26 protein-coding genes are annotated in these 20,567 nt (G+C 57.4%); 11 read left to right on the forward strand and 15 right to left on the reverse strand.

Annotation, left to right across the window (positions count from 1 at the left end; translation table 11 throughout):
- Positions 1-49: 49 nt before the first annotated feature.
- Entirely contained in the window at positions 50-1,294 is a 1,245-nt protein-coding gene (locus BMX59_RS23475; protein ID WP_092247399.1) for a lipoprotein-releasing ABC transporter permease subunit, read from the forward strand.
- A 105-nt stretch (positions 1,295-1,399) separates the two neighbouring features.
- Here the strand turns inward: BMX59_RS23475 and BMX59_RS23480 are convergent, their stop codons facing one another.
- Positions 1,400-2,746, reverse strand: coding sequence for a heavy metal sensor histidine kinase (locus tag BMX59_RS23480; RefSeq protein ID WP_093126213.1), 1,347 nt, complete (start codon positions 2,744-2,746; stop codon positions 1,400-1,402).
- A complete protein-coding gene (locus BMX59_RS23485) occupies positions 2,743-3,423 on the reverse strand; it encodes a heavy metal response regulator transcription factor (protein WP_093126217.1) in 681 nt (226 codons plus the stop codon). Before BMX59_RS23485 ends, BMX59_RS23480 begins: the two co-directional genes overlap by 4 nt.
- A gap of 154 nt (positions 3,424-3,577) precedes the next feature.
- Here BMX59_RS23485 and BMX59_RS23490 point away from each other — a divergent pair, with 154 nt between their 5' ends.
- Together BMX59_RS23490 and queF are read left to right on the forward strand one after the other, a co-directional pair.
- Positions 3,578-4,090, forward strand: coding sequence for a copper-resistant cuproprotein CopI (locus BMX59_RS23490; RefSeq protein ID WP_093126221.1), 513 nt, complete (start codon positions 3,578-3,580; stop codon positions 4,088-4,090).
- A 69-nt stretch (positions 4,091-4,159) separates the two neighbouring features.
- Positions 4,160-4,990, forward strand: coding sequence for an NADPH-dependent 7-cyano-7-deazaguanine reductase QueF (queF, locus tag BMX59_RS23495; protein WP_092247408.1), 831 nt, complete (start codon positions 4,160-4,162; stop codon positions 4,988-4,990).
- 117 nt (positions 4,991-5,107) lie between these two features.
- On the opposite strand, the gene BMX59_RS23500 is transcribed toward queF, so the two are convergent.
- Together BMX59_RS23500 and BMX59_RS23505 are read right to left on the reverse strand one after the other, a co-directional pair.
- Positions 5,108-5,374 (reverse strand): DUF4404 family protein, encoded by a 267-nt coding sequence (locus BMX59_RS23500; protein ID WP_071489024.1) that lies wholly within the window; start codon positions 5,372-5,374, stop codon positions 5,108-5,110.
- Positions 5,375-5,484: 110 nt separating this feature from the next.
- Entirely contained in the window at positions 5,485-6,093 is a 609-nt protein-coding gene (locus BMX59_RS23505; protein WP_093126226.1) for an HAD superfamily inactivated hydrolase PcrP, read from the reverse strand.
- 195 nt (positions 6,094-6,288) lie between these two features.
- On the opposite strand from BMX59_RS23505, the gene BMX59_RS23510 reads away from it, so the two are divergent.
- A complete protein-coding gene (locus BMX59_RS23510) occupies positions 6,289-6,978 on the forward strand; it encodes an MlaA family lipoprotein (RefSeq protein WP_092247414.1) in 690 nt (229 codons plus the stop codon).
- Between the two features lie 60 nt (positions 6,979-7,038).
- Here BMX59_RS23510 and BMX59_RS23515 read toward each other — a convergent pair whose 3' ends face one another.
- On the reverse strand, positions 7,039-7,335 hold the full coding sequence (locus BMX59_RS23515; RefSeq protein WP_092247417.1) for a PilZ domain-containing protein: 297 nt from the start codon (positions 7,333-7,335) through the stop codon (positions 7,039-7,041).
- 276 nt (positions 7,336-7,611) lie between these two features.
- On the opposite strand from BMX59_RS23515, the gene rssB reads away from it, so the two are divergent.
- Positions 7,612-8,793, forward strand: coding sequence for a two-component system response regulator RssB (rssB, locus tag BMX59_RS23525; protein ID WP_027604216.1), 1,182 nt, complete (start codon positions 7,612-7,614; stop codon positions 8,791-8,793).
- Positions 8,793-9,275, forward strand: a complete 483-nt coding sequence (gene rssC, locus BMX59_RS23530; protein ID WP_003218919.1) for an anti-sigma factor antagonist RssC — start codon at positions 8,793-8,795, stop codon at positions 9,273-9,275. The genes rssB and rssC overlap by 1 nt, the downstream gene beginning before the upstream one ends.
- A 137-nt stretch (positions 9,276-9,412) precedes the next feature.
- On the opposite strand, the gene tal is transcribed toward rssC, so the two are convergent.
- Complete coding sequence (gene tal / locus BMX59_RS23535) at positions 9,413-10,339, reverse strand: transaldolase (protein WP_058424539.1); 927 nt, start codon at positions 10,337-10,339, stop codon at positions 9,413-9,415.
- Between the two features lie 253 nt (positions 10,340-10,592).
- The gene (dusA, locus tag BMX59_RS23540) at positions 10,593-11,612 is read right to left on the reverse strand and encodes a tRNA dihydrouridine(20/20a) synthase DusA (protein WP_093126230.1); all 1,020 of its coding nucleotides are present in this window, start codon (positions 11,610-11,612) and stop codon (positions 10,593-10,595) included.
- Positions 11,613-11,714: 102 nt separating this feature from the next.
- Between dusA and BMX59_RS23545 the strand changes: the two genes are divergently transcribed.
- A complete protein-coding gene (locus BMX59_RS23545) occupies positions 11,715-12,812 on the forward strand; it encodes a site-specific integrase (protein ID WP_093126232.1) in 1,098 nt (365 codons plus the stop codon).
- 19 nt (positions 12,813-12,831) lie between these two features.
- Positions 12,832-13,443 carry a hypothetical protein gene (locus tag BMX59_RS23550; protein WP_093126233.1) on the forward strand — a complete coding sequence of 204 codons (612 nt, stop codon included), beginning with the start codon at positions 12,832-12,834 and terminating at the stop codon, positions 13,441-13,443.
- A 26-nt stretch (positions 13,444-13,469) separates the two neighbouring features.
- On the opposite strand, the gene BMX59_RS23555 is transcribed toward BMX59_RS23550, so the two are convergent.
- Positions 13,470-13,739, reverse strand: a complete 270-nt coding sequence (locus BMX59_RS23555) for a pyocin activator PrtN family protein (RefSeq protein WP_093126234.1) — start codon at positions 13,737-13,739, stop codon at positions 13,470-13,472.
- Complete coding sequence (locus BMX59_RS23560; protein WP_093126235.1) at positions 13,736-15,481, reverse strand: DNA cytosine methyltransferase; 1,746 nt, start codon at positions 15,479-15,481, stop codon at positions 13,736-13,738. The genes BMX59_RS23555 and BMX59_RS23560 overlap by 4 nt, the downstream gene beginning before the upstream one ends.
- 71 nt (positions 15,482-15,552) lie before the next feature.
- Here BMX59_RS23560 and BMX59_RS30545 point away from each other — a divergent pair, with 71 nt between their 5' ends.
- Positions 15,553-16,173 (forward strand): hypothetical protein, encoded by a 621-nt coding sequence (locus tag BMX59_RS30545; protein WP_158628945.1) that lies wholly within the window; start codon positions 15,553-15,555, stop codon positions 16,171-16,173.
- A 248-nt stretch (positions 16,174-16,421) separates the two neighbouring features.
- On the opposite strand, the gene BMX59_RS23570 is transcribed toward BMX59_RS30545, so the two are convergent.
- From BMX59_RS23570 to BMX59_RS23600, 6 genes are all read right to left on the reverse strand, one after another.
- The gene (locus BMX59_RS23570; RefSeq protein ID WP_093126236.1) at positions 16,422-16,964 is read right to left on the reverse strand and encodes a phosphohydrolase; all 543 of its coding nucleotides are present in this window, start codon (positions 16,962-16,964) and stop codon (positions 16,422-16,424) included.
- Complete coding sequence (locus BMX59_RS23575; protein ID WP_093126241.1) at positions 16,961-17,182, reverse strand: hypothetical protein; 222 nt, start codon at positions 17,180-17,182, stop codon at positions 16,961-16,963. Before BMX59_RS23575 ends, BMX59_RS23570 begins: the two co-directional genes overlap by 4 nt.
- Positions 17,179-17,580 carry a hypothetical protein gene (locus BMX59_RS23580; protein ID WP_093126244.1) on the reverse strand — a complete coding sequence of 134 codons (402 nt, stop codon included), beginning with the start codon at positions 17,578-17,580 and terminating at the stop codon, positions 17,179-17,181. Before BMX59_RS23580 ends, BMX59_RS23575 begins: the two co-directional genes overlap by 4 nt.
- Positions 17,581-17,629: 49 nt before the next feature.
- Positions 17,630-17,956: a pyocin activator PrtN family protein gene (locus BMX59_RS23585; RefSeq protein ID WP_093126247.1), complete on the reverse strand. Its 327-nt coding sequence runs from the start codon at positions 17,954-17,956 to the stop codon at positions 17,630-17,632.
- A 155-nt stretch (positions 17,957-18,111) separates the two neighbouring features.
- Complete coding sequence (locus tag BMX59_RS23595; protein WP_093126252.1) at positions 18,112-18,396, reverse strand: phage antirepressor KilAC domain-containing protein; 285 nt, start codon at positions 18,394-18,396, stop codon at positions 18,112-18,114.
- A 9-nt stretch (positions 18,397-18,405) separates the two neighbouring features.
- Entirely contained in the window at positions 18,406-18,987 is a 582-nt protein-coding gene (locus BMX59_RS23600; RefSeq protein ID WP_093126255.1) for a hypothetical protein, read from the reverse strand.
- Between the two features lie 353 nt (positions 18,988-19,340).
- On the opposite strand from BMX59_RS23600, the gene BMX59_RS30275 reads away from it, so the two are divergent.
- Positions 19,341-19,847, forward strand: a complete 507-nt coding sequence (locus BMX59_RS30275) for a hypothetical protein (protein WP_139212920.1) — start codon at positions 19,341-19,343, stop codon at positions 19,845-19,847.
- A complete protein-coding gene (locus tag BMX59_RS30635) occupies positions 19,837-20,565 on the forward strand; it encodes a hypothetical protein (protein WP_218189809.1) in 729 nt (242 codons plus the stop codon). Before BMX59_RS30275 ends, BMX59_RS30635 begins: the two co-directional genes overlap by 11 nt.
- Positions 20,566-20,567: the final 2 nt, after the last annotated feature.

Below are 20,567 nucleotides of genomic sequence, written 5' to 3' on the forward strand. Positions count from 1 at the left end.
CGGTGCTTCATGCGCCGGGCTTTTTCATTTTTTCAGGCGGTGCAAGCGAATGTTCAGACCGTTATCGATTTTCATCGGCACGCGCTATACCCGCGCCAAGCGCCGCAACCGTTTTGTCTCGTTTATCTCGATGACCTCGATGATCGGCCTCGCCCTGGGCGTGTTGGCGATGATCGTGGTGCTGTCGGTGATGAACGGCTTCCAACGCGAAATGAGCTCACGCATCCTCGGCATGGTGCCCCATGCCACCATCGTCGGTGTGAGCCCGATCGATAATTGGCAACCCGTTGCCGCCGCCGCGATGAAGAACCCGGAAGTCACCGCAGCGGTACCATTCACACAGATGGACGGCATGTTCTCCTACAAAGGCGCGATGCAGCCGATCGAGATCAGCGGCATCGACCCGGCGCAGGAAGGCAAGGTGTCGATCGTGGCCCAGCATATCGTGCAGGGCAAACTGGATGACCTCAAACCCGGCGAATTCGGCGTTGTGGTCGGCGAAATCACTGCCCGGCGTTTCCGCCTGAATGTGGGCGACAAGCTGACCCTGATCGTGCCGGAAATCAGCACTGCGCCGGGTGGCATCACCCCACGCATGCAGCGCTTGAACGTGGTGGGGATCTTCAAGGTCGGTGCCGAACTGGATGGCTCCATGGCCATGATCCACATGGCCGACGCTGCCGAGATCCAGCACTGGCAGCCAAACCAGGTGCAAAGCGTGCGCCTGGCGGTGAAAGACCTGTACGCGGCACCCAAGGTCTCGGCGGATATCGCCGCCAGCCTGGGCAACGGCTACAAGCCCGATGACTGGACTCACACCCAGGGCAGTCTGTTCAGCGCGATGAAGATGGAAAAGACCATGATCGGTCTGCTGTTGCTGATGATCGTCGCCGTGGCGGCATTCAACATCATCGCCACCTTGATCATGGTGGTGAACGACAAGGGCGCGGACATTGCGATCCTGCGCACCATTGGCGCCACGCCACGGCAGATCATGGCGATATTCATGGTGCAGGGCACGGTGATCGGCATCGTGGGCACCTTGATCGGTGGCGTATTGGGCGTGATTGCGGCGTTGAATGTGAGTGAACTGGTGGGCTGGATGGAGCGGGTCACCGGGCAGCATATCTTCAGTTCGGACGTGTATTTCGTCAGCAACCTGCCTTCGGAACTGCAGGGTGGGGATGTGGTGCTGATTTGCACGGCGGGGTTTGTGCTGAGCTTTTTGGCGACGCTGTACCCGGCGTATCGGGCGGCGAAGATTGAGCCGGCGCATGCGCTGAGATATTCGTAATATTCAAGACCGCCATCGGGGGCAAGCCCCCTCCCACACTTTGATCTGTGAATACATTCAAATATGGGAGGGGGCTTGCCGCCGATAGGGCCGGTACAGCTTGCATCAATCTCCAGCAGGCAACTCGATCACAAACCGTGTCCATCCCGCCCCGGATTCACAATAAATCCTCCCCCCATGCGCCCGTACAATCGATTGGGTAATCGCCAGCCCCAGCCCCGCATGCTCGCTGCTGCCTTCATGCCGTGCCGGATCGGCCCGGTAGAATCGGTCAAACAATCTTGGCAGCAACTCGGTTGGAATACCGTCCCCGGTGTTTTCGACTGAAAGCCTCACCCCATCTTCCATACGCACACGCACTTGGCCACCTTGCGGGGTGAACCGCAGCGCATTATCCAGCAGATTCGACAGTGCCCGCCGCAACATCCCACGGTCCCCCGTCGTATGGGCCGTGCCCTCGCGAACCAGGCTGATTTGCCTGTCCTCCGCCAGCAGCGTGAAAAACTCCAGTAACCCGTCCACTTCATCAGCCAGCGCCAACGGCTCGCGCTTGGGCATCAGCAAGCCATGATCCGCCTTGGCCAGGTACAACATGTCGTTGACCAGTTGCGCCATCCATTGCAGTTCTTCCAGGTTGCTGTGCAGCGCCTCGCGGTAATCCTCCAGCGGGCGTGGCTGGGTGAGGATGACCTGGGTCTGGGTCAGCAGGTTCGACAGCGGCGTGCGCAGTTCGTGGGCGATGTCGGCGGAGAACGCCGAGAGGCGCTGGAACGCATCGTCCAGGCGGCCGAGCATGGCATTGAAGGCCTGTGACAGTTCGGCCAGTTCCACCGGCATATGTTGCTGGGGCAGGCGCTGGGTCAGGGAGTGGGCCGACACACTGGCGGCCACTTCGCCCATGCGTCGCAATGGCCGCAACCCACTGCGAGCGGCCCATGCGCCGAGCAGGGCGGTGGCCAGGGCTGACAGGCCGACGGTGAGCCAGATCAGATGCTGCATGCGTTGCAGGAAATGTTGATGGTGGGTGATATCGAGCATCAGCGTCAGTTGCGGCGAATCCGGCTGGTCAGCCCTCAGCGGCGCGTTGTAGACACGGTAGTCGGTGTCGGCGTTTTGCAGGCTGTGCAGGCCGGGCGCTGCGGGCAAGTCGATGCTGGGTGCATCGTCCAGCCAGCGTTGGCCGGCCGCGGTGATACGCAGGGTCAGGTCGGGCTGGCGACTGAGTTCGGCGCGCAATTGCGCTTCACGCTGGGCCAGCGCTTCCCGTGAGTCGACCCCCTGCAACGTACTGCGCAGCGCGACCAGCTTGCTGTCGAGCTGTTGCTGGTCCAGCTCAATGAAGTGCGCTTCGCTGGCACGGTTGAACAGCACGCCGGCAATCAACGACACCACCGCTGTGCAGGCGGCAAACAGCAACGCCAGGCGGCTGGCCAGGGACAGGCGCTTGATCAATTGACCCGCTCCTCCAGCACATAACCCATGCCGCGTACGGTGTGGATCAGTTTGTTGGGGAAGTTATCGTCGACTTTCAGGCGCAAGCGGCGGATGGCGACTTCGATGATGTTGGTGTCGCTGTCGAAGTTCATGTCCCACACTTGGGAGGCGATCAGCGATTTGGGCAGCACTTCGCCCTGGCGCCGCAGCAGCAGTTCCAGCAGTGAGAATTCCTTGGCGGTCAAGTCGATGCGCTGTCCGTCCCGCTCGACGCGGCGGCGGATCAGGTCCAGGCGCAGGTCGGCCAATTGCAGCGCAGTTTCCTGCGGTGTGCTGCCGCCCCGGCGCAACAGGCTGCGCACGCGGGCCAGCAGCTCGGAAAAGGCGAACGGCTTGACCAGATAGTCGTCGGCGCCCAGTTCCAGGCCGTGCACGCGGTCTTCCACGGCATCGCGGGCGGTGAGGAACAGCACCGGGATATCCAGGCCGGCGCTGCGCACGGCTTGGAGGATCTGCCAGCCATCCCGGCCCGGCAGCATCACATCGAGGATCAACAGGTCGTAGTCACCGGTCAATGCCAGGTGCTGGCCGCCGGTGCCGTCAGCCACCAATTCGGTGGTAAACCCTGCCTCGGCCAGGCCCTGGCGCAGGTAGTGGCCGGTTTTGGGTTGGTCTTCGACGATCAGCAGTTTCATGGGCGGCTCTTGGCAACGATGGACGACGGCTTTATACCTTGGGGGCCAGGGCAGGAGGGCAACCTGACAAAGTTGTAATCTAGCAGTCAGCTGGCTGGCAGCGGCGCATTCTTAGAGTGTTCCCCTGCCTGGTCACACATTTTGGAGAAAACAGATGGCGTTGCGTACACCCTTGTTGTTGGCGGGTTGCCTGTTGGCGTTGAGTGTTGAGGCGATGGCCGATGGCGCCCATACCTATGCGTTCGGTGAAGCTGCACCGGCGAGTAAGGCCACGCGTACCGTGGAAGTGACCCTGCAGGACATTTACTTTTCGCCCAAGTCCCTGGATGTCAAAGCCGGTGAGACGGTGCGCTTTGTACTGGTCAACAAAGGGCAGTTGCTCCACGAATTCAACCTGGGCGACGCGGCGATGCATGCCGAGCACCAGAAGGAAATGTTACAGATGCAGGCCAGCGGCATGCTCACGTCCACCGGCATGGGCAACATGGACCACGGCGCCATGGGCCATGGTGCGATGAAGCATGACGATCCCAATAGCGTATTGGTCGAGCCCGGTAAAACCGCCGAGCTGACCTGGACGTTCACCCAGGCCACGGGCCTTGAGTTTGCCTGCAACCTGCCGGGGCATTACCAGGCGGGCATGGTCGGCAAACTCAACATCGATTGATCCGCTGGCGCTTAGGCGCGGGGGCAAAGGCTGGTAGACTGGCGCGGTTTATTTAGCCAGGTTTCCGCCATGCATCCCGCAGCCGAACATTCGCCGCTGGGCAAGTCCAGTGAATACATCTCCACCTACACCCCGTCGTTGCTGTTCCCGATTCCACGCGCCGCCAAATGGGCCGAACTGGGCCTGAGCGCCGAGACCCTGCCGTACAAGGGCGTGGATTTCTGGAACTGCTTCGAACTGTCCTGGTTGCTGCCGTCGGGCAAGCCGGTGGTGGCCATCGGCGAATTCAGCATCCCGGCCGACTCGCCGAACATCATCGAGTCCAAGTCGTTCAAGCTGTACCTCAACTCGCTGAACCAGACCGCGTTTGCCGATACGGCCAGCCTGGAAGCCACCCTGCGCACAGACCTCAGTGCCGCAGCCGGTAAACCGGTGAGCGTGCGCATCCGCAGCCTGGCCGAGATCGAGGCCGAAGGCGTGATGGCGCTGCCGGGTGTTTGCATCGATGATTTGGATATCAGCGTCAGCAACTACGAGCACCCGCGCCCGGAGCTGCTGCGTTGCGATGACTCGCGCATCGTCGAAGAAAGCGTGCACAGTCACCTGCTCAAATCCAACTGCCCGGTCACCAGTCAACCCGACTGGGGCAGCGTGGTGGTGGAGTACCGTGGTCACGCGTTGGAACACGCCAGCCTGCTGGAATACATCGTGAGCTTTCGCCAGCACTCGGACTTCCATGAACAGTGCGTGGAGCGCATCTTCCTGGACCTGCAGCGCTTGCTGAAGCCGGAAAGATTGACGGTGTATGCGCGCTATGTGCGGCGGGGTGGGTTGGATATCAACCCGTATCGCAGTACTGAGGATGTGGCGTTCCACAACGTGCGCCTGGCCCGTCAGTAGGCTTATTGCAAGATAAATGTGGGAGGGGGCTTGCCCCCGATGGCGGAGTGTCAGTCACAGAACCTGTGTCTGAACCTCTGCTATCGGGGGCAAGCCCCCTCCCACATGTCGGGCAGATTAGATTCCCATGCTGCCCAGCGTGTTCATGATATTGCGCAGTGCCCCTGAAATGGCCGGGTGTTCAGCATCGAACTCTATGGCCGCTTTATTCACATCGTCGGAAATACTGGGTGTCTGGGTGGCCGGTTCCAGCTCAAGTTGCAATTCGAACTTGGCAATCAAGGCCTCCAGTGCTTCACGTTTTTCTTCCGACAGCGGCGGTTGCTGTTCCAACTGCCCGCGCAGGATTTCGACCTGGTCTTCCAGTTTTTTGCGATCAGGCATGATGTGTTTCCTTTTATCGATAGGCACTGGCATAGACCGCGGCACGCCGAGAAAGGTCTACGGGCTAGCCTGTAGATTAATCCACTGGCGTCGACTGTGCATGATCCGTGTCAGGGCTTCTCGCCTTTGAGCTGGCGCAGGCTGATGTCCGCCAGGCAGGTGCCGAGCTCGCCCAGGTGATCGATCACCGAGTGTACGCCCAGCCCGTACAGCGCAAGGGTGGCCTTGCCGCGCTTGAGCTCGCGTTCCGGCTCGCTCAGGGCCTGCCATTGCTCGGGTGCCATGCCGCACAGCGAGCCGCAGGAGGCCAGGCCGATGGTCCACAACCCGGCGTTAAGGCCCGATTGCAGCAGGCGCGGCTCGCCGCTGACCAGTACGCAGCCTTCCAGGCGTTCGATGTTCAGCTCCATCAAGGCTTGCCAGCAGGCATGGGGTGCCGGCCAGCGAATGGAGGAGGGCGATGTCGCCTTGACCCAGCTGGGCAGCGTGGCGGCCAACGGCGTGGTGACGGCGGGGGGGAGTTCATCCAGCCAGGCGCAGGGCACGCCTTGTTCCTTGAGGCTGCGCAAGATTTTCAGCGCACCCGGTGTGGCTTGGGAGTCGGGGGCCTGGGAGTCGGTACGGGCCTGGGAACCGAAGTCCACCAGACAGCCACTCAGGCCAAACAGAACGGCGGTCAAGGCGGGGGCGCTGGCGATGGCTATCTCGGCGTGGGGCATGTCGACATCCCTGAAATAGCGCTAACGCTATCCAGGCACCATGACAGGCCGATGACAGTCGGGTTGATTGTAGGAATTTTGTGCATTTTGAATCAGACGTTTCCTAGCAGCTGCCTAATTGGCAACTTCCGGCATATACTGACCGCCTTATTCAGGGCATAGCGCCCATGACAGACCATTCAAGGAGCAAAAGCTATGCGCTGGAGCCACTATTTCGCTCAGCTGTCGGTGTGTGCCACTATCTTTCTGGCGCCGTTCGCCGCACAGGCAGCTTCGGAAGACGATCCATGGGAAAGCGTCAACCGCCCGATCTTCACCTTCAACGACACCGTTGATACCTACGCACTGAAGCCATTGGCCCAGGGTTACCAGTTCGTGACCCCGCAATTCGTCCAGGATGGCGTTCACAACTTTTTCCGCAACATCGGCGATGTCGGCAACCTGGCCAATAACGTGCTGCAGCTCAAGCCCCATAAAGCTGGTGTAGATACGGCCCGTTTGCTGGTAAACACCACCTTCGGCGTGTTGGGCTTCATCGATGTAGGCACCAAAATGGGGCTGCAACGCAGTGATGAAGACTTCGGCCAGACCCTCGGCTACTGGGGTGTCGGCAGCGGCCCTTACGTAATGCTGCCGCTGCTGGGCCCAAGCACCTTGCGTGACGCGCCGTCCAAGTATGTGGACAGCTACACCCAGCCGTATCGCTACATGAACGATATCGGCTGGCGCAACAGCACCTTCGGCCTGAACATCGTCGATACCCGTGCCAGCCTGCTTGACAGCGAGAAGCTGATCACCGGTGACAAATACACCTTTATCCGTAACGCGTACCTGCAGAACCGCGAGTTCAAGGTCAAGGACGGCAAGGTCGTCGACGACTTCTAAGCCGTTATGTTTTGACATGAAAAAGGCGACCCCGGCGGTCGCCTTTTTTGTGCGCGGTTTTCAGCGCATTTTCAGGATCCTGAGGCCCAGGTGCTGGTCTTCGCCGGTGGTTTTGGTCCACACCACCTCGGTGTCCGCCTCCAGGCCCTTCAGCGCGGCGTGCTCCGAGTCGATGCGCACGGTCAACAGGTCGCCGGTGTTGAACTGGCGCGGCGCCTGCACCTGCATGCCGGAGCTGGAAAGGTCCACGCAAACCCCGGCAATCTCTTGCCCTGCGTGGATCAAAGACACATCGGCATCCACACGCATGCGGATGAAATCGCGTTTTTCGGCGTAGTCGCGCTCGTGTTCGCTCATGGGTTCCATCCTTTCTTTGTGTTGTGGTCGTGCCTGTTCTTATAACTCCCGGTGATTTGCGGTGTAAAGACGCTCGGCGACCATCGGCATGAGCTTGAAACCCCTGACGGATGGGAGTACCGTCTGCGCCTTAGAAGGGCACCTCTGCTTTACCATTGTGCATGGGAAAAATCCCAATGCTTTGTAGGACAGAGAGGCTAGAAAGCGAATCCAGTACGTGAGCCCGGCCATTGTCGCGCCACCTACGCCAACCTAATTCTGGCGCCGTTTGCCCACATGCAAAAAACCAGTGCCACGCTGCTGATAATCGATGACGACGAAGTAGTGCGCGCGAGCCTCGCGGCCTATTTGGAAGACAGTGGCTTCAGCGTCCTGCAGGCCAGCAATGGCCAACAGGGTCTCCAGGTGTTCGAGCGCGACCAGCCCGACCTCGTGATCTGCGACTTGCGTATGCCCCAGATGGGCGGCCTCGAGCTGATTCGCCAGGTGACCGAGCTCGCCCCGCAGACGCCAGTGATTGTCGTGTCCGGTGCCGGCGTGATGAACGATGCCGTCGAAGCGTTGCGCCTGGGCGCTGCCGATTACCTGATCAAGCCCCTGGAAGACCTGGCAGTGCTGGAGCACTCAGTGCGCCGTGCGCTGGACCGGGCGCGCCTGCTGGTGGAAAACCAGCGCTACCGCGAAAAGCTCGAAACCGCCAACCGCGAACTCGAAGCCAGCCTCAACCTGCTCCAGGAAGACCAGAATGCCGGGCGCCAGGTGCAGATGAACATGCTGCCGGTCAGCCCGTGGACCATCGACGAATTCCAGTTCGCCCACCAGATCATCCCGTCGCTGTACCTGTCGGGTGATTTTGTCGACTACTTTCGCGTCGACGAGCGGCGTGTCGCGTTCTACCTGGCCGATGTGTCCGGCCACGGTGCTTCCTCGGCTTTTGTCACCGTGTTGCTGAAGTTCATGACCACACGGTTGCTGTTCGAATCCAAGCGCAACGGCACCTTGCCGGAGTTCACCCCCTCCGAGGTGCTGGGTCACATCAACCGAGGCCTGATCAGTTGCAAGCTGGGCAAGCACGTGACGATGGTCGGCGGAGTGATCGATGAAGAAACCGGTCTTTTGACCTACAGCATCGGCGGTCACCTGCCGATGCCTGTTTTATACACTCCTGACAGTGTGCGTTACCTGGAAGGGCGTGGCCTGCCCGTAGGCTTGTTCAATGAAGCGACCTACGAAGACCACATCCTGGAGCTGCCGCCGACGTTCAGCCTGACGCTGATGTCTGATGGCATCCTGGACCTGCTTCCAGAGCCTACACTCAAAGAGAAAGAAGCCGCCTTGCCCCAAAAGGTCAAGTCGGCGGGCGGCAGCCTGGATGGCCTGCGGCAGGTTTTTGGATTGGCCACGCTGGGGGAGATGCCGGATGATATCGCCCTATTGGTGTTGAGCAGGAATCTTTGATGAGTACCGGAAGAATCCAATTCGCCGAGCAAGACGGGACCTTCGTCCTGAAGTTTGTCGGTGAAGTGCGCCTGACCTTGTGTTCGGCGCTGGATGCGACGATTGAGCGGATCTTCACAGCGCTGAACTTCTCGGCGATCGTGATCGATCTGACCGAAACCCGCAGCATCGATAGCACCACCTTGGGCCTGTTGGCCAAGTTGTCCATTCTGTCTCGGCAGAAGGTCGGCCTGTTGCCGACCGTCGTCACCACCCACGAAGACATCACCCGCCTGTTGCAGTCCATGGGCTTCGACCAGGTGTTCAACATCGTTGACCGCCCGATCCCATGCCCGGAATGCCTCACCGACCTGCCGTCCCAGGACCAGTCCGAGGAAGTGGTGCGGGTCAAGGTGCTGGAAGCGCACAAGATCCTGATGGGCTTGAATGATTCCAACCGCGAAGCCTTCCACGACCTCGTCAACGCCCTTGAGCGCCACTGACCTCCTGGGTTGAATGCATTCCAAATGTGGGAGGCGGCAAGCCCCCTCCCACATTGAAGTAAGACAGGCTTCAGATCGGCTGAGCACAAAAAAGGGCGGTACCCGCGAGGGAACCGCCCTTTTTGCCGCTGCCTGCCTTACAGCTTGGCAGTCAGCAACGCCTCCAGCTTCTCCTGGTCCCGAGCAAACTGACGAATCCCTTCCGCCAGCTTCTCAGTCGCCATCGCATCCTCGTTGGACTCCCAACGGAACTGCGCTTCAGTCAGATGCACGCGCGCTTCACCGGCATGCCCCGGCGACAGCTTACGCTCCAGCTTGCCCTCATCCGCCGCCAGTTTCTCCAGCAGGTCCGGGCTGATGGTCAGGCGATCACAACCGGCCAACTCCTCGATCTGGCTCAGATTACGGAAGCTCGCGCCCATCACCACGGTTTTGTAGCCATTGGCCTTGTAGTAGTTGTAAATGCGCGTCACCGACTGCACGCCCGGGTCTTCGGCACCGGTGTAGTCGTTGCCGTTGGCCTTCTTGTACCAATCATAGATACGGCCCACGAACGGCGAGATCAGGAACACACCGGCTTCGGCACAGGCCACGGCCTGGGCGAAGGAGAACAGCAGCGTCAGGTTGGTCTGGATGCCTTCTTTTTCCAGCTTCTCCGCCGCGCGGATGCCTTCCCAGGTGGAGGCGATCTTGATCAGCACGCGGTCACGGCCAACGCCGGCTTTGTCATACAGGTCGATCAGGCGATGCGCACGCTTGAGAATCGCGTCTTCGTCGAACGACAGTCGGGCGTCCACCTCAGTGGAAATACGGCCTGGCACCACTTTGAGAATCTCTTGACCCACCGCCACCGCAAACCGGTCGCTGGCCAGGCCCACATCGCCGTTGCAGTCCTGCACGCACTCATCCAGCAACTTGGCGTAGCCCGGGATCGAAGCGGCCTTGAGCAGCAGGGAAGGGTTGGTGGTGGCGTCTTGCGGCTTGAGCTTGGCGAGGGTGGAGAAATCGCCGGTATCGGCTACGACAGTGGTGAATTGCTTGAGTTGTTCCAGCTTGGAAGTCATGGGCGTGCTCTGTCCTGTGGGTCTGATGACATTACCCGAGCACCGGCAGGCGCTCAAGGGCGCAAATGCGTTCGATCGTTTGCGAGGGCAACAACCTGAAAACGGCCGTTTGAATGCCTTGTCTTGGTGCTAAATAGGAGGCCAAAACTGCCGACAGGTTCAACCCAATTCCCGCATGATCACCACAATTCAAAGGTGGAAGGGGGCTTGCCCCCCGATAGCGGCAGACCAGTCCCCCCAGACTTGAACGGACTTACCGCCCTTCCAGCAAAGCCCCAGCCTGATCCAGCAACGCCAGCGGATCACTCGCCTTGTGAATATCCACCGACAACAACTGCCTGAACTTGCGCGCCCCCGGAAAACCGGTACCCAACCCCAGAATATGCCGAGTGATATGGTGCATCGAACCACCGCTCGCCAAATGCTGCGCAATATACGGCCGCAACTGAACCAGGGCCTCAGCCCGACTGATCACCGGCGCCTCACTGCCAAACAACTGCTGATCCACCTGCGCCAGCAAATACGGATTGTGATAAGCCTCCCGCCCCAGCATCACCCCATCAAACGTCTGCAAATGCTCATGGCACTGCTCCAGCGTCTTGATCCCACCGTTGAGAATAAACTCCAACTCAGGGAAATCCCGCTTCAACTGCGCCGCCACGTCATAACGCAACGGCGGAATGTCACGGTTCTCCTTAGGCGACAGCCCTTCCAGAATCGCAATCCGCGCATGCACGGTAAAACTGGTGCAGCCCGCGTCCTTCACCGTCCCGACGAAATCACACAGCTCGGCGTAGCTGTCCCGGCCATTGATGCCGATGCGGTGCTTCACCGTCACCGGAATCGACACCGCGTCACGCATCGCCTTCACACAATCGGCAACCAGGGCAGGATGAGCCATCAGGATCGCGCCGATCATGTTGTTTTGCACCCGGTCGCTGGGGCAACCGACGTTCAGGTTCACCTCGTCGTAGCCAGCGGCCTCGGCCATACGCGCGCAAGCCGCCAGATCAGCCGGAACACTACCGCCCAACTGAAGGGCCAGCGGGTGCTCGGCTTCGTTGTGACGCAGGAAACGGTCGTGGTCGCCGTGGAGGATCGCACCAGTGGTGACCATCTCGGTGTAGAGCAGCGCGTGCTTGGAGAGCAGGCGCAGGAAGAACCGGCAGTGGCGGTCGGTCCAGTCCATCATCGGGGCGACGGAGAAGCGGCGGGACGGCTCTGAGCGGGAAGGGCTAGCGTTTACTGGAGATACGGCTTTTTCGGAATTCATTAATACTGATCTTTTATACAGCGGTTTTTACCCGTTTTCCCTTGTTTTCTAGAGTCGGTTGCTACATTGTAGCGATCGAATTCGGCAATGTAGCAACTGGAAATGGGCACGATCACAGCACGTAAGCGCAAGGACAACTCGACAGCCTACACGGCGCAGATACGGATCAATCGGGATGGCAAGACAGTTTATCAGGAAAGCCAAACCTTCGACCGTAAGCAGGTCGCCCAGGCCTGGATCAAGCGACGGGAAACCGAGCTGACCCAGCCAGGTGCTATTGAGCGGGCTAATAGGAAAGGGGTGACGATCAAGAAGATGATCGAGCAGTACCTGGATGAGTACGAGAAGATCCGGCCTTTGGGGAAGACCAAGAGCGCGACGTTGAGCGCGATCAAGGAAACCTGGCTGGGTGAGTTGGATGATGCAGCGCTGAACAGCCAGAAGCTGGTGGAGTACGCGCAGTGGCGGATGAGCGAGGAGGGCGGCGGGGTGCAGGCGCAGACGGTTGGTAATGATCTGTCGCACCTGGGCGCTGTGTTGTCTGTGGCACGGCCAGCGTGGGGCTATGAGGTCGATCCTCATGCGATGCCTGATGCTCGCAAGGTCTTGCGCAAGCTTGGCATGGTCAGCAAGAGCAAGGAGCGTAATCGTCGGCCCACACTCGATGAGCTGGACAAGCTCATGGAGCATTTTTTCGAAATGCAGAATCGCCGGCCAGACTCTATTCACATGCCGAAGATGATTGCCTTTGCGCTTTTCTCGACGCGTCGGCAGGAGGAGATCACTCGGATTCGATGGGAGGATCTCGACTGCGCTCGGCAGGCTGTCTTGGTGCGGGATATGAAGAATCCTGGGCAAAAGATCGGTAATGATGTGTGGTGTCATCTGCCTGACGAGGCATGGGCGATCCTGCACACAATGCCGAAAGTTAAGCGGGAGATTTTTCCATACAATGCAAAGTCAATATCGGCCTCTTTTACTCGCGCATGCCCTTTACTTGGAATTGATGATTTGCATTTTCACGATCTGAGACATGAGGGTGTAAGTCGTCTATTTGAGATGGATTGGGATATACCTAGAGTCTCTAGTGTTTCAGGGCATAGGGATTGGAACTCTTTGCGACGTTACACGCATTTACGAGGTCGGGGTGATCATTACAAAGGCTGGATCTGGTTGCCAATAATTTTAAATCATACATAATTTTTATAGGAAGAAGACTGTGGTTGATCTTGATATTAAAGCGTTAGTGGATTTTGCGAAAAAAAACTTTATCTCCGTGCTGATTGCTTTCGTGGTTTATGGTGGGTTAGCCACGCACTTGTGGAACTGGGGCCAGAAATTAAGTGATCAAGAGAGGGCGTTGTTCAAAGATAGGCAAGCATTTTCTGATGAGCAAGTGGAGTTTGAACGTAGAAAATCCGAGAGTAGTATTGGATTTGTTACGCGTGATAAGGATTTAGAATTGAGAGAAAATCTTCTCAAACGTGAGTTGTCTGATAAAGATAAAGCTTTGGCAGAGATTGCCTTAAAAGAGCGGCGCATCCTTGAGGCGGAAGAACAGTTGAAGGTTGAGCAAAGGCTGGTAAGTAAAGACCAATTAGCAAAAGCAGCTGAGGACAGAATGCAGGCCCTGATGGCAGAGTTTGCGAGTCTGGGGGTTAGCCTGGATATGAATCCGCATTGTGAGACTGGCGAGGTCTCCAGGCGCTACTACGCTGCTCAAGCAAAGTTTTCAGAAATACTATCCTTGGCAAAGTCTCACTTTCTGACTGGGAAGTACCGGGATTTTATTACGACAAATCAGCAGAAAAGGCATTTTATTGGGTGTTGAGTAATGGGGCAGTAGCCCCATTATCTTCAGGCAGCTCGTCCCATTAGTTGATTTTGTTCTTTCAGGGCTTTATTTCGTTGGCGATCTATGTAGTCGGCCAGATCTTGAAGGTGAACTCCCAACGCGGCTTTTTGGCTTTCGGCTCCCAAACGAACAATCGGGATATCAATCTCACCGTCAAGACGTTTGCGTTTAAATTTTTCTACAGTCAAGTGCATGTAGTCGTTACAAACACGATCAAGAGGAATTATTGCTTGACCATCGTACTGAGCCATCAGTAAGAAAAGTGTGTTCATGCGGCTTCCTTGATTGACTCGTTTTCATTGTGGTCTCTATTTGCCATTACCAACGCCATCATCGGCCATGGCGACACTGAGTTACCCACCATCAGCACCTGCGTCTTGTTGCTGAATTTGCGGCCATCGTGCCCTCGGTCGATTACGTAGTTGTCTGGGAAGCCTTGGGCACGGTAAAGCTCGCGAGGGGTGAGCATGCGCATGCCGATGTCGACGATCACGTATGGCGTTCCCTTGATCGTCACTGTGACGAGTGCAAGGCGGTCCCGTGTAGTGATGGTTGCAGCCGGATCACGCAGGTCGTACGTGTTGTCGCTACCGTAGTAGCCCATCAGAAAGGCAGCGACACGCATGGCGCCGGCCTCGACATCTGGCGCGAGCTTGTACTCGACCAGGGCGTGGTGCTCTGCACCGGCAGTGATGGTCGGTACCAGTTCATCCATGCCCCGGCCGATGCAATTCCTGCGAAGCGTCGATAGGTGTGCGGTGACTATTTGTTGCTGGCTGCCTGTAGTGGTAATCGCCGTCAGCGGTTTCGCGGGGTGGTGCCCGGGCGTTTCGTTGTACCCGCCGTTGTGCTGGGCGACGTAGGCCACGGCCAGTGCGAAGTGCCCGCCCTTGACGCCGCTGCAGATGGTTCGCAAAGGATCATCACCCGGCATATTGCGCTGGCTGCTGCCATTGGCATGTTCCGTGATGAAGGGCGCGAGCTGGTGCGTGACAAGTGCAAATCCCTGCGCGGCGGTGATGGTCTTCGCGGGATCTTCCACGGATTGGCAGCGCGCCAAGTCGTTGCCACTGTGGTTAACACTGACAATGAATGGGTTCTGGTGCTCAAGGACGTAGCGCTTTGCGCCTTTGCGCAGGCGCTCCATGGTGTTGTTCACCAGCGGTCGTTTGACGCCTGCAGCACGGCCTTCTTCCTTGGAAAGGAAAATGCTCGGGCATGGGATCGACCAATCGATGCAACTGGCGGCAGTCCGGTAGGCTGACTGTCCCTTGGCTGGGTTCTTGAAGTGTGTCGGTTCCGGCCAGCGCAGTGGCTGGCCGTCACGCCGTGCAATAAGGAACAAGCGCTCGCGGGTGGTTGCTGCGCCAAAGTCGCAGGCCTTGAGTTTGCCGTACATCAGGTCATAACCCATGGACCGCAAAATGCTTTCGAAGCGGCGCCAGGTTCGTCCTTTGCGCTTAGGGTCGGGCACCAGGTACTGATCTTGTACTGGCACTCGCTCGCCGGCAGCGGCGACGGTCAGGTCGCGGCGGACCACTCGGCCAGTCTTGCGGCAGCGTTTCGCGATCAGTGGCCCCCACTGGAGGATCTGTACGACGTTTTCCATGGTGATCATGCGAGGGCTGGCCTGGCCGCCCCATTTAAGGATGACCCACGATTGCGAACGGCTTGTAGTGCTGCGCGCCTGGCCGCCGGCAGCGAGGCTGTGGTGGGTGCATTCGGGGCTGGCGTGCAGGTGGGCAACTGGGCGGCCGCGAGTCGCCACACGCGGGCACACGTCGTAGACATCGGTGATGTAGTGCTCGGCGCTTGGGTGGTTGCGCTTGTGCATGCTGATGGCGTCGGGGTTGTGGTTGATGGCGATATCGACTGGCATGCCGGTGCCCATCTCCTGACCCATGGTTGCGCCACCACCGCCGGCGAAGAGGTCTACGCGGATTTCGCCGGCGAAATCCAAGCCGAACTGGGTTTTTACGGCCGATCTGATAGGGGAGGGATCGAAGGAAGTCACTTTCCACCCCCGTGGACTTGAAATGGGAAAGTGTTCAAGCTAAGTGATTGAAATATGGCAAGGAGCCATTGATGTTTCCTGATTTGGTCAGCTTTAAGATCAGCACGGTTTACAAAGCTGCGGTCTCTCCTCCTGGTGCACTGCTCATCGGTGCGGCCGCAGTCTTGGTTTTTAGGCAATGGCCTACCGATACAGCCGCTGCTTGGGTCCAAGCGATTGGATCGATTGGGGCTATTCTTGGTGCGTTTGCGGTCGCGAATCGTACCCATAAAATAGAACGCGAGGCGGAGCGTCAGAAGCAGCTTGAGCAAGAATGTAGTGCTGCTTATATCGCAGAAACAATTGCTTGGCAGTTTGGCGAGGTGGCTAAGGGGTTTTATGGGGCGGCATTGGAGTACGAGTCCGTTCATTCTCACTTGCGAAATTTGGAAACTATTCGAAGTGACTTTTCGACCTTCATCTCTGTATCTACGCCCTTGCAAGTAATTCGCGAGGTCCTCCAGCTCAAAGGGTATCTGGATAAGTTCTGCACCTCGTTCGAAGCGGCTCTTCGGTTCAAAAGCGGCGTACTTTGGTCGGACATTCAAGATTTTTCGGGATATCGAAAGAAGATCGAGCAACATCGGAGAAACATTGAAAATATTGCGTGTGGCCTCGCGGCAGACGCTGGTCTTGAGCAAACCAGACGTTAGCGCAATTTTACTCTTTCGCTTATACACCACGACAGGCTGCGCGAGCGGGCGTTTCTGAGCGTTTAGCGTTGCATCAGCGAGCGCTGCCCCGCGCAGCTTTTCGTGGGGTATAAGTGCCTCGGCAGTGGCGCTGGAAGGAGCAATAATGCCTGCTGCTGCGCAGCAGATGCTGTTTGTTTCTAGCGTGTCGACGCTACCTGCAGTGCGGAGCAAAGCGGGCAGGGCGCCGGTGTTGTCCTGTTGGTTCTTCATGCCGCTTTCCTCCGGTGTTCGATTGCGAGTTGGTCCATCAGCCGTTGGTGATAGGTGAGCCGGGCTTCGGCGGCAGGCCATGGGCGGATGGTTTCAACCATGGATTCGATGCCGACCAAGCAATCCCAGATAGCCGGATCGGTTGGCATGAGGTCGCGGCGTTCGGTTGCCAGTGCAATCAAATCGGCCTGGTGTACGCAGGCGGGAAGATCAAGAGCCAGGTCAAAGCGTTCGCAAACACGCTCCCAGATAACATCCTCGAAGTGCCGGTAGGCAGAGATCCACTGCTTGAGCAGGCGGGTCATGTCACCCAGGTACGTCTCGGTCGCGTCGTGGAGCAATGCCGCAAGCTTGTGCTCTTCCGGCACCAGCTCGGCGACGATGCAACTGTGCTGGGCCACGCTGTAGAACTCGCGGGTGTGGCCGTTGAATCGGCACAGGTGGGCCAGCGCGTGCGAGATGTCGCGTGGGTCGATCATGTCGGCGTCAGGCTCGAACAAGTCGAAGCGCTTGCCGGTGGAGGTGAGGATCCAGTTCATGCGGCTTCCCTCACCAGGTCGGCCAGCAGCAAGGCGTTTTCAGTTGCCTTGTGCAATTGGCGCAGAGCTTCATAGCCGATCAGGGCTTTCAACTGGCGGTCGAGCTCTTTGCTGTAGCGGGTCAGAGCGCGCAGTTCCTTCGTGGCCTTGACGTGTTGCTGCTGCAATGTGCCGGCGGCTTGGGGTGTCAGGCGCAGCATTGGGATGGCTCGGCTCATGCTGCATCCCCTTTCAACTCGAAGCGATCCATCAGCGCAGCCATATCCAGTGCCTTGTCACGTAGGGCTAGCGCCTGAGTTGCTTGGGTTTCGGATCTGACAGCGCGGAAGGTGTCTGCGGCGAGTTTCAGCTTTTCGGCAATGGCGAGAAGGGTGTAACGGTCTTGCGGTTCCCGGCTCAATAGGAGTTCGGTGCGCTTGCATTGATCTGACATCTTTTTGAGATAGGTCGCGTATGCAGCTGAAGCCTTCTCCCGGCCCGAGACGTACCCCTCGGCATAGCCTTCGTCGTAGCCATCATTTTTGCCGTCGGTGAGGCCGCCTCGGTAGCCGACCCAATAGAGGATGCCGGCGGCGATTACGATGCCGATCAATGCGCAGATTTGGATTGCAGTCATGTGGTGTGCTCCTGGTAATTACGTTGGCTGGTGGTGGCAGCCGTTGGGGTTACTGGTCCAGCTCGGTTAAATCGTTCTGCGGTCGCGGCATGTCCTCATCTGCTCTGTAGGCACGGATGTCGATCAGTGCCGCGACGTGCTTGATGTGCGCGTACCGCAACGCTTTCACACTGTGATCCAGAGTGGTCACCGGCAGCTGAATCCGGCCGCTGTTGATCGCCTCGGTGAAGGTCTTTTCGTTGAGGTTCTTGAAGTAGTGCACGCGCAGCTTTTCCAGGGGGATAAGCACGTCGCCGAAGAGTTGGTGCAGCATGTCGACGGTCGCGCTATCCGGTGCGGGTTGCAGTCGTAGCGGTGTTTGACTGATGTTGCTCATGGGCAGCTGCCTCCTTGCGTTTGAGTCGTGAAGGGTGGTTCCAGGCATTTAGGCAATGACGTTTGGTCAGCTCCCGCAGATGTTCCGGCACTTCGAGGAGCGCGGCGTTGCGCTCCTCGCGTGTGCGCATGGCGACGATCTGGCGGGCGTATTCCCTAGGCCACGTCACGGTTGTCTGCCGGGATGGCTGGCAGTTCGAGGCCCAACTGTTCGGCGAGCCAGCGGATACCGGCTTGGCGGATCTTGGTCGACTGGCTGTACTGCATGCCGGCGGTTTCGTGATACCAGTTGCTGTCCTTGACTCGCAGATACTCGCGATCCCGCACCGGGAAGGCAGGTAGATTGCGGTCGGTGAGCAAGCCCTTTTCCCGCATGAGCGCGATCAACTTGGGACGGGTGAGGCCGAAGTATTTAGCTGCTTTTTCCAGGCTACGTTCCATTTCGGCCTCCTAAGCAGCATGCGCGGCGGGTGTCGCCACGGCGGCCAGGTGGGTGATGGATTCGGCCACCATGGAGTAGATCTCCACGTCGCTGCCGTACACCGTGAAGCACTTGGTGCGCGGCTTTCTGACCCCGATGCTCATGATGGTGGTGATACCGGCGCGGGTTTTGTTGCGGTGGATTGCCAAGTTGATCGGTTGCTCGAAGCCCATGTCGAGACTGATGGCACCGCCGGTTTGTACCAGGTCGAATACCTGCTGCTTGTGTTCGGTCTCGAACACGCCGTAGCGGCGGTCTGCGTGCGATAGAAAGGATGGATCGGTTGGGGTGGTTGGCGCGTTGACGATTTCCTCAATGAAGTCTGCAAGCTTGAGGTGCATCTTCTTGGTGTTGGTCAGGGTCAGCGTGTGGCGTTCACTGCCCAGCTCAACGGTGAAGTGCGTGTCGACTTTTCGGCGCTCGACATGCAGGCGTAGGGCCAGGGCCTCACGTTGGGTTTCGGCGCGCAAGTGGTGGTTGAAGGTCTCAGTCAGGCTGACCTGTGCCTTGAGCAGGGTCAGGGTGCGGTTGTCGAGTTTGTACTTTTTCATGCCGCGTGCCCCCCGCCATTTGGGTCGAATGGGGCACGCGCGGAGCGCTGTTTCACTCTAGGTTTGGACGCGATGAAGGCGCAGCCGCAGTCTTGTGCCAAGCGGCGGATCTCAAAAATGCGGGAAGGATTAGCAGCGGCCGGATGGACGTGTAGGGTGGCTGTGGTGTGCATGATGTTGCCTCGCTCTGTGGTGGTAGAGTGAGGTAAATATCAACCAATGGTTGATTTGTGTCAACAGCCTTTGGTTGATTTTACGGCTATGGGTAAGGCTGATTGCCATCGCCTGTGGACAGAATGATGGCAACCCATTATCGTCATTTTTTTACTATCCATGACGACGTGAAGGACCATATGACTACTAGTAAAATAAAGATTAAGTTGGGTGCTATCGAAATAGAATACGAAGGATCGGAATCATTTTTGAAGGAGGAGCTTCCGCAATTATTAGGGGCAGTTTCCGAGCTTTATCAAAAGTCTCATGCCACACTAGGAGTCGTGGCGAGCACTTCGAGTTCTGAAATTAAAAATGAGGTTGGGCTGTTAACTACCACATCTCAGAAATTAAAGACTACAACAGGTGCCCTTGCTGCACGCTTGCAAGTTAAATCCAGTGCAGATCTGATTATTGCAGCAGCAGCAAAACTAACTTTTGATGATGGCCTTCAAGTGATTCCGGCAGGGAGATTGTTGGAGGAAATCAAAAGTGCTCCATCATATTACAAAGCGAGCTATGGTACGAACTTTGTTAGAAGTCTCGGGGTGTTGGTGAAAAGTGGAAAGCTCAATGAGCCAACTAAAAATAATTATGCTCTGACATCTAAGCTTGTTAGTGAGTTGGAGTCAAGAATTGCTGAGTAATGAGATTAAAAGAGATCTGTTAGCTCAGGTGGATATTCCGCTTAATAAAAAGTTACTGATTTGTATTGCTGCTGAGCCGCCAGTATCTAGAACTGTCGCCGAAATTCGAAGTATTGCACTTGGCCTTGGATTAAGAACCGTAAAAAATAGCAATATTTCTGCGATTCTATCTAAATCTAAAGGGCTGGTCGTCAGGTCAGCCCTAGGTTGGGAGTTGACTAATCCTGGTCGCCAGCTAGTAGCAGAGCTATCCGTACTCGCCTTGCCCTCAGTCACAATGCTAGTTGTTTCAGGTCTCCGTAATCAGTTGCAAGTAATCAAGAAAGATACAACAAGGTCGTTTGTTGACGAGGCGATTAAGTCACTAGAATTGCAGTTATTTAGATCTGCAATTGTTTTATCTTGGGTTGGGGCAATTGCAGTGCTTTATGATGCTGTAATTGAAAAGCACCTTGATCAATTTAATGAAGAGGCTCTTAAGCGGGATTCTAAGTGGCGGGCGGCAAAGAGCGCAGATGATCTTTGTCGCATGAAAGAGTATGATTTTCTTCAAGTGTTGGCTGCAAGGTCAATAATCGGAAAGAACGTAAAAGATGAACTCGAGGTTTGCTTGAAGTTACGTAATGGGTGCGGTCATCCTAACTCACTGGTAGTGGGTGAGCACAAAGCGTCTGCTCATGTCGAAACTCTTCTTCAAAATGTATTCTCAAAGTTCTGATA

It is taken from the genome of Pseudomonas sp. NFR09, assembly GCF_900111535.1.
Classification (GTDB): Bacteria; Pseudomonadota; Gammaproteobacteria; order Pseudomonadales; family Pseudomonadaceae; genus Aquipseudomonas; species Aquipseudomonas extremorientalis.

Coding starts and splice junctions, on each gene's coding strand:
- BMX59_RS23515 (WP_092247417.1), bottom strand. CDS start 7,335: ATGAGCGAACACGAGCGCGACTACGCCGAAAAACGCGATTTCATCCGC.
- tal (WP_058424539.1), bottom strand. CDS start 10,339: ATGACTTCCAAGCTGGAACAACTCAAGCAATTCACCACTGTCGTAGCC.
- dusA (WP_093126230.1), bottom strand. CDS start 11,612: ATGAATTCCGAAAAAGCCGTATCTCCAGTAAACGCTAGCCCTTCCCGC.
- BMX59_RS30545 (WP_158628945.1), top strand. CDS start 15,553: ATGTTTCCTGATTTGGTCAGCTTTAAGATCAGCACGGTTTACAAAGCT.
- queF (WP_092247408.1), top strand. CDS start 4,160: ATGCATCCCGCAGCCGAACATTCGCCGCTGGGCAAGTCCAGTGAATAC.
- BMX59_RS23500 (WP_071489024.1), bottom strand. CDS start 5,374: ATGCCTGATCGCAAAAAACTGGAAGACCAGGTCGAAATCCTGCGCGGG.
- BMX59_RS23575 (WP_093126241.1), bottom strand. CDS start 17,182: ATGAGCCGAGCCATCCCAATGCTGCGCCTGACACCCCAAGCCGCCGGC.
- rssC (WP_003218919.1), top strand. CDS start 8,793: ATGAGTACCGGAAGAATCCAATTCGCCGAGCAAGACGGGACCTTCGTC.
- BMX59_RS23580 (WP_093126244.1), bottom strand. CDS start 17,580: ATGACTGCAATCCAAATCTGCGCATTGATCGGCATCGTAATCGCCGCC.
- BMX59_RS23485 (WP_093126217.1), bottom strand. CDS start 3,423: ATGAAACTGCTGATCGTCGAAGACCAACCCAAAACCGGCCACTACCTG.
- BMX59_RS23600 (WP_093126255.1), bottom strand. CDS start 18,987: ATGAAAAAGTACAAACTCGACAACCGCACCCTGACCCTGCTCAAGGCA.
- rssB (WP_027604216.1), top strand. CDS start 7,612: ATGCAAAAAACCAGTGCCACGCTGCTGATAATCGATGACGACGAAGTA.
- BMX59_RS23555 (WP_093126234.1), bottom strand. CDS start 13,739: ATGAACACACTTTTCTTACTGATGGCTCAGTACGATGGTCAAGCAATA.
- BMX59_RS23505 (WP_093126226.1), bottom strand. CDS start 6,093: ATGCCCCACGCCGAGATAGCCATCGCCAGCGCCCCCGCCTTGACCGCC.
- BMX59_RS23585 (WP_093126247.1), bottom strand. CDS start 17,956: ATGAGCAACATCAGTCAAACACCGCTACGACTGCAACCCGCACCGGAT.
- BMX59_RS23570 (WP_093126236.1), bottom strand. CDS start 16,964: ATGAACTGGATCCTCACCTCCACCGGCAAGCGCTTCGACTTGTTCGAG.
- BMX59_RS23595 (WP_093126252.1), bottom strand. CDS start 18,396: ATGGAACGTAGCCTGGAAAAAGCAGCTAAATACTTCGGCCTCACCCGT.
- BMX59_RS23475 (WP_092247399.1), top strand. CDS start 50: ATGTTCAGACCGTTATCGATTTTCATCGGCACGCGCTATACCCGCGCC.
- BMX59_RS23490 (WP_093126221.1), top strand. CDS start 3,578: ATGGCGTTGCGTACACCCTTGTTGTTGGCGGGTTGCCTGTTGGCGTTG.
- BMX59_RS23545 (WP_093126232.1), top strand. CDS start 11,715: ATGGGCACGATCACAGCACGTAAGCGCAAGGACAACTCGACAGCCTAC.
- BMX59_RS23510 (WP_092247414.1), top strand. CDS start 6,289: ATGCGCTGGAGCCACTATTTCGCTCAGCTGTCGGTGTGTGCCACTATC.
- BMX59_RS30275 (WP_139212920.1), top strand. CDS start 19,341: ATGACTACTAGTAAAATAAAGATTAAGTTGGGTGCTATCGAAATAGAA.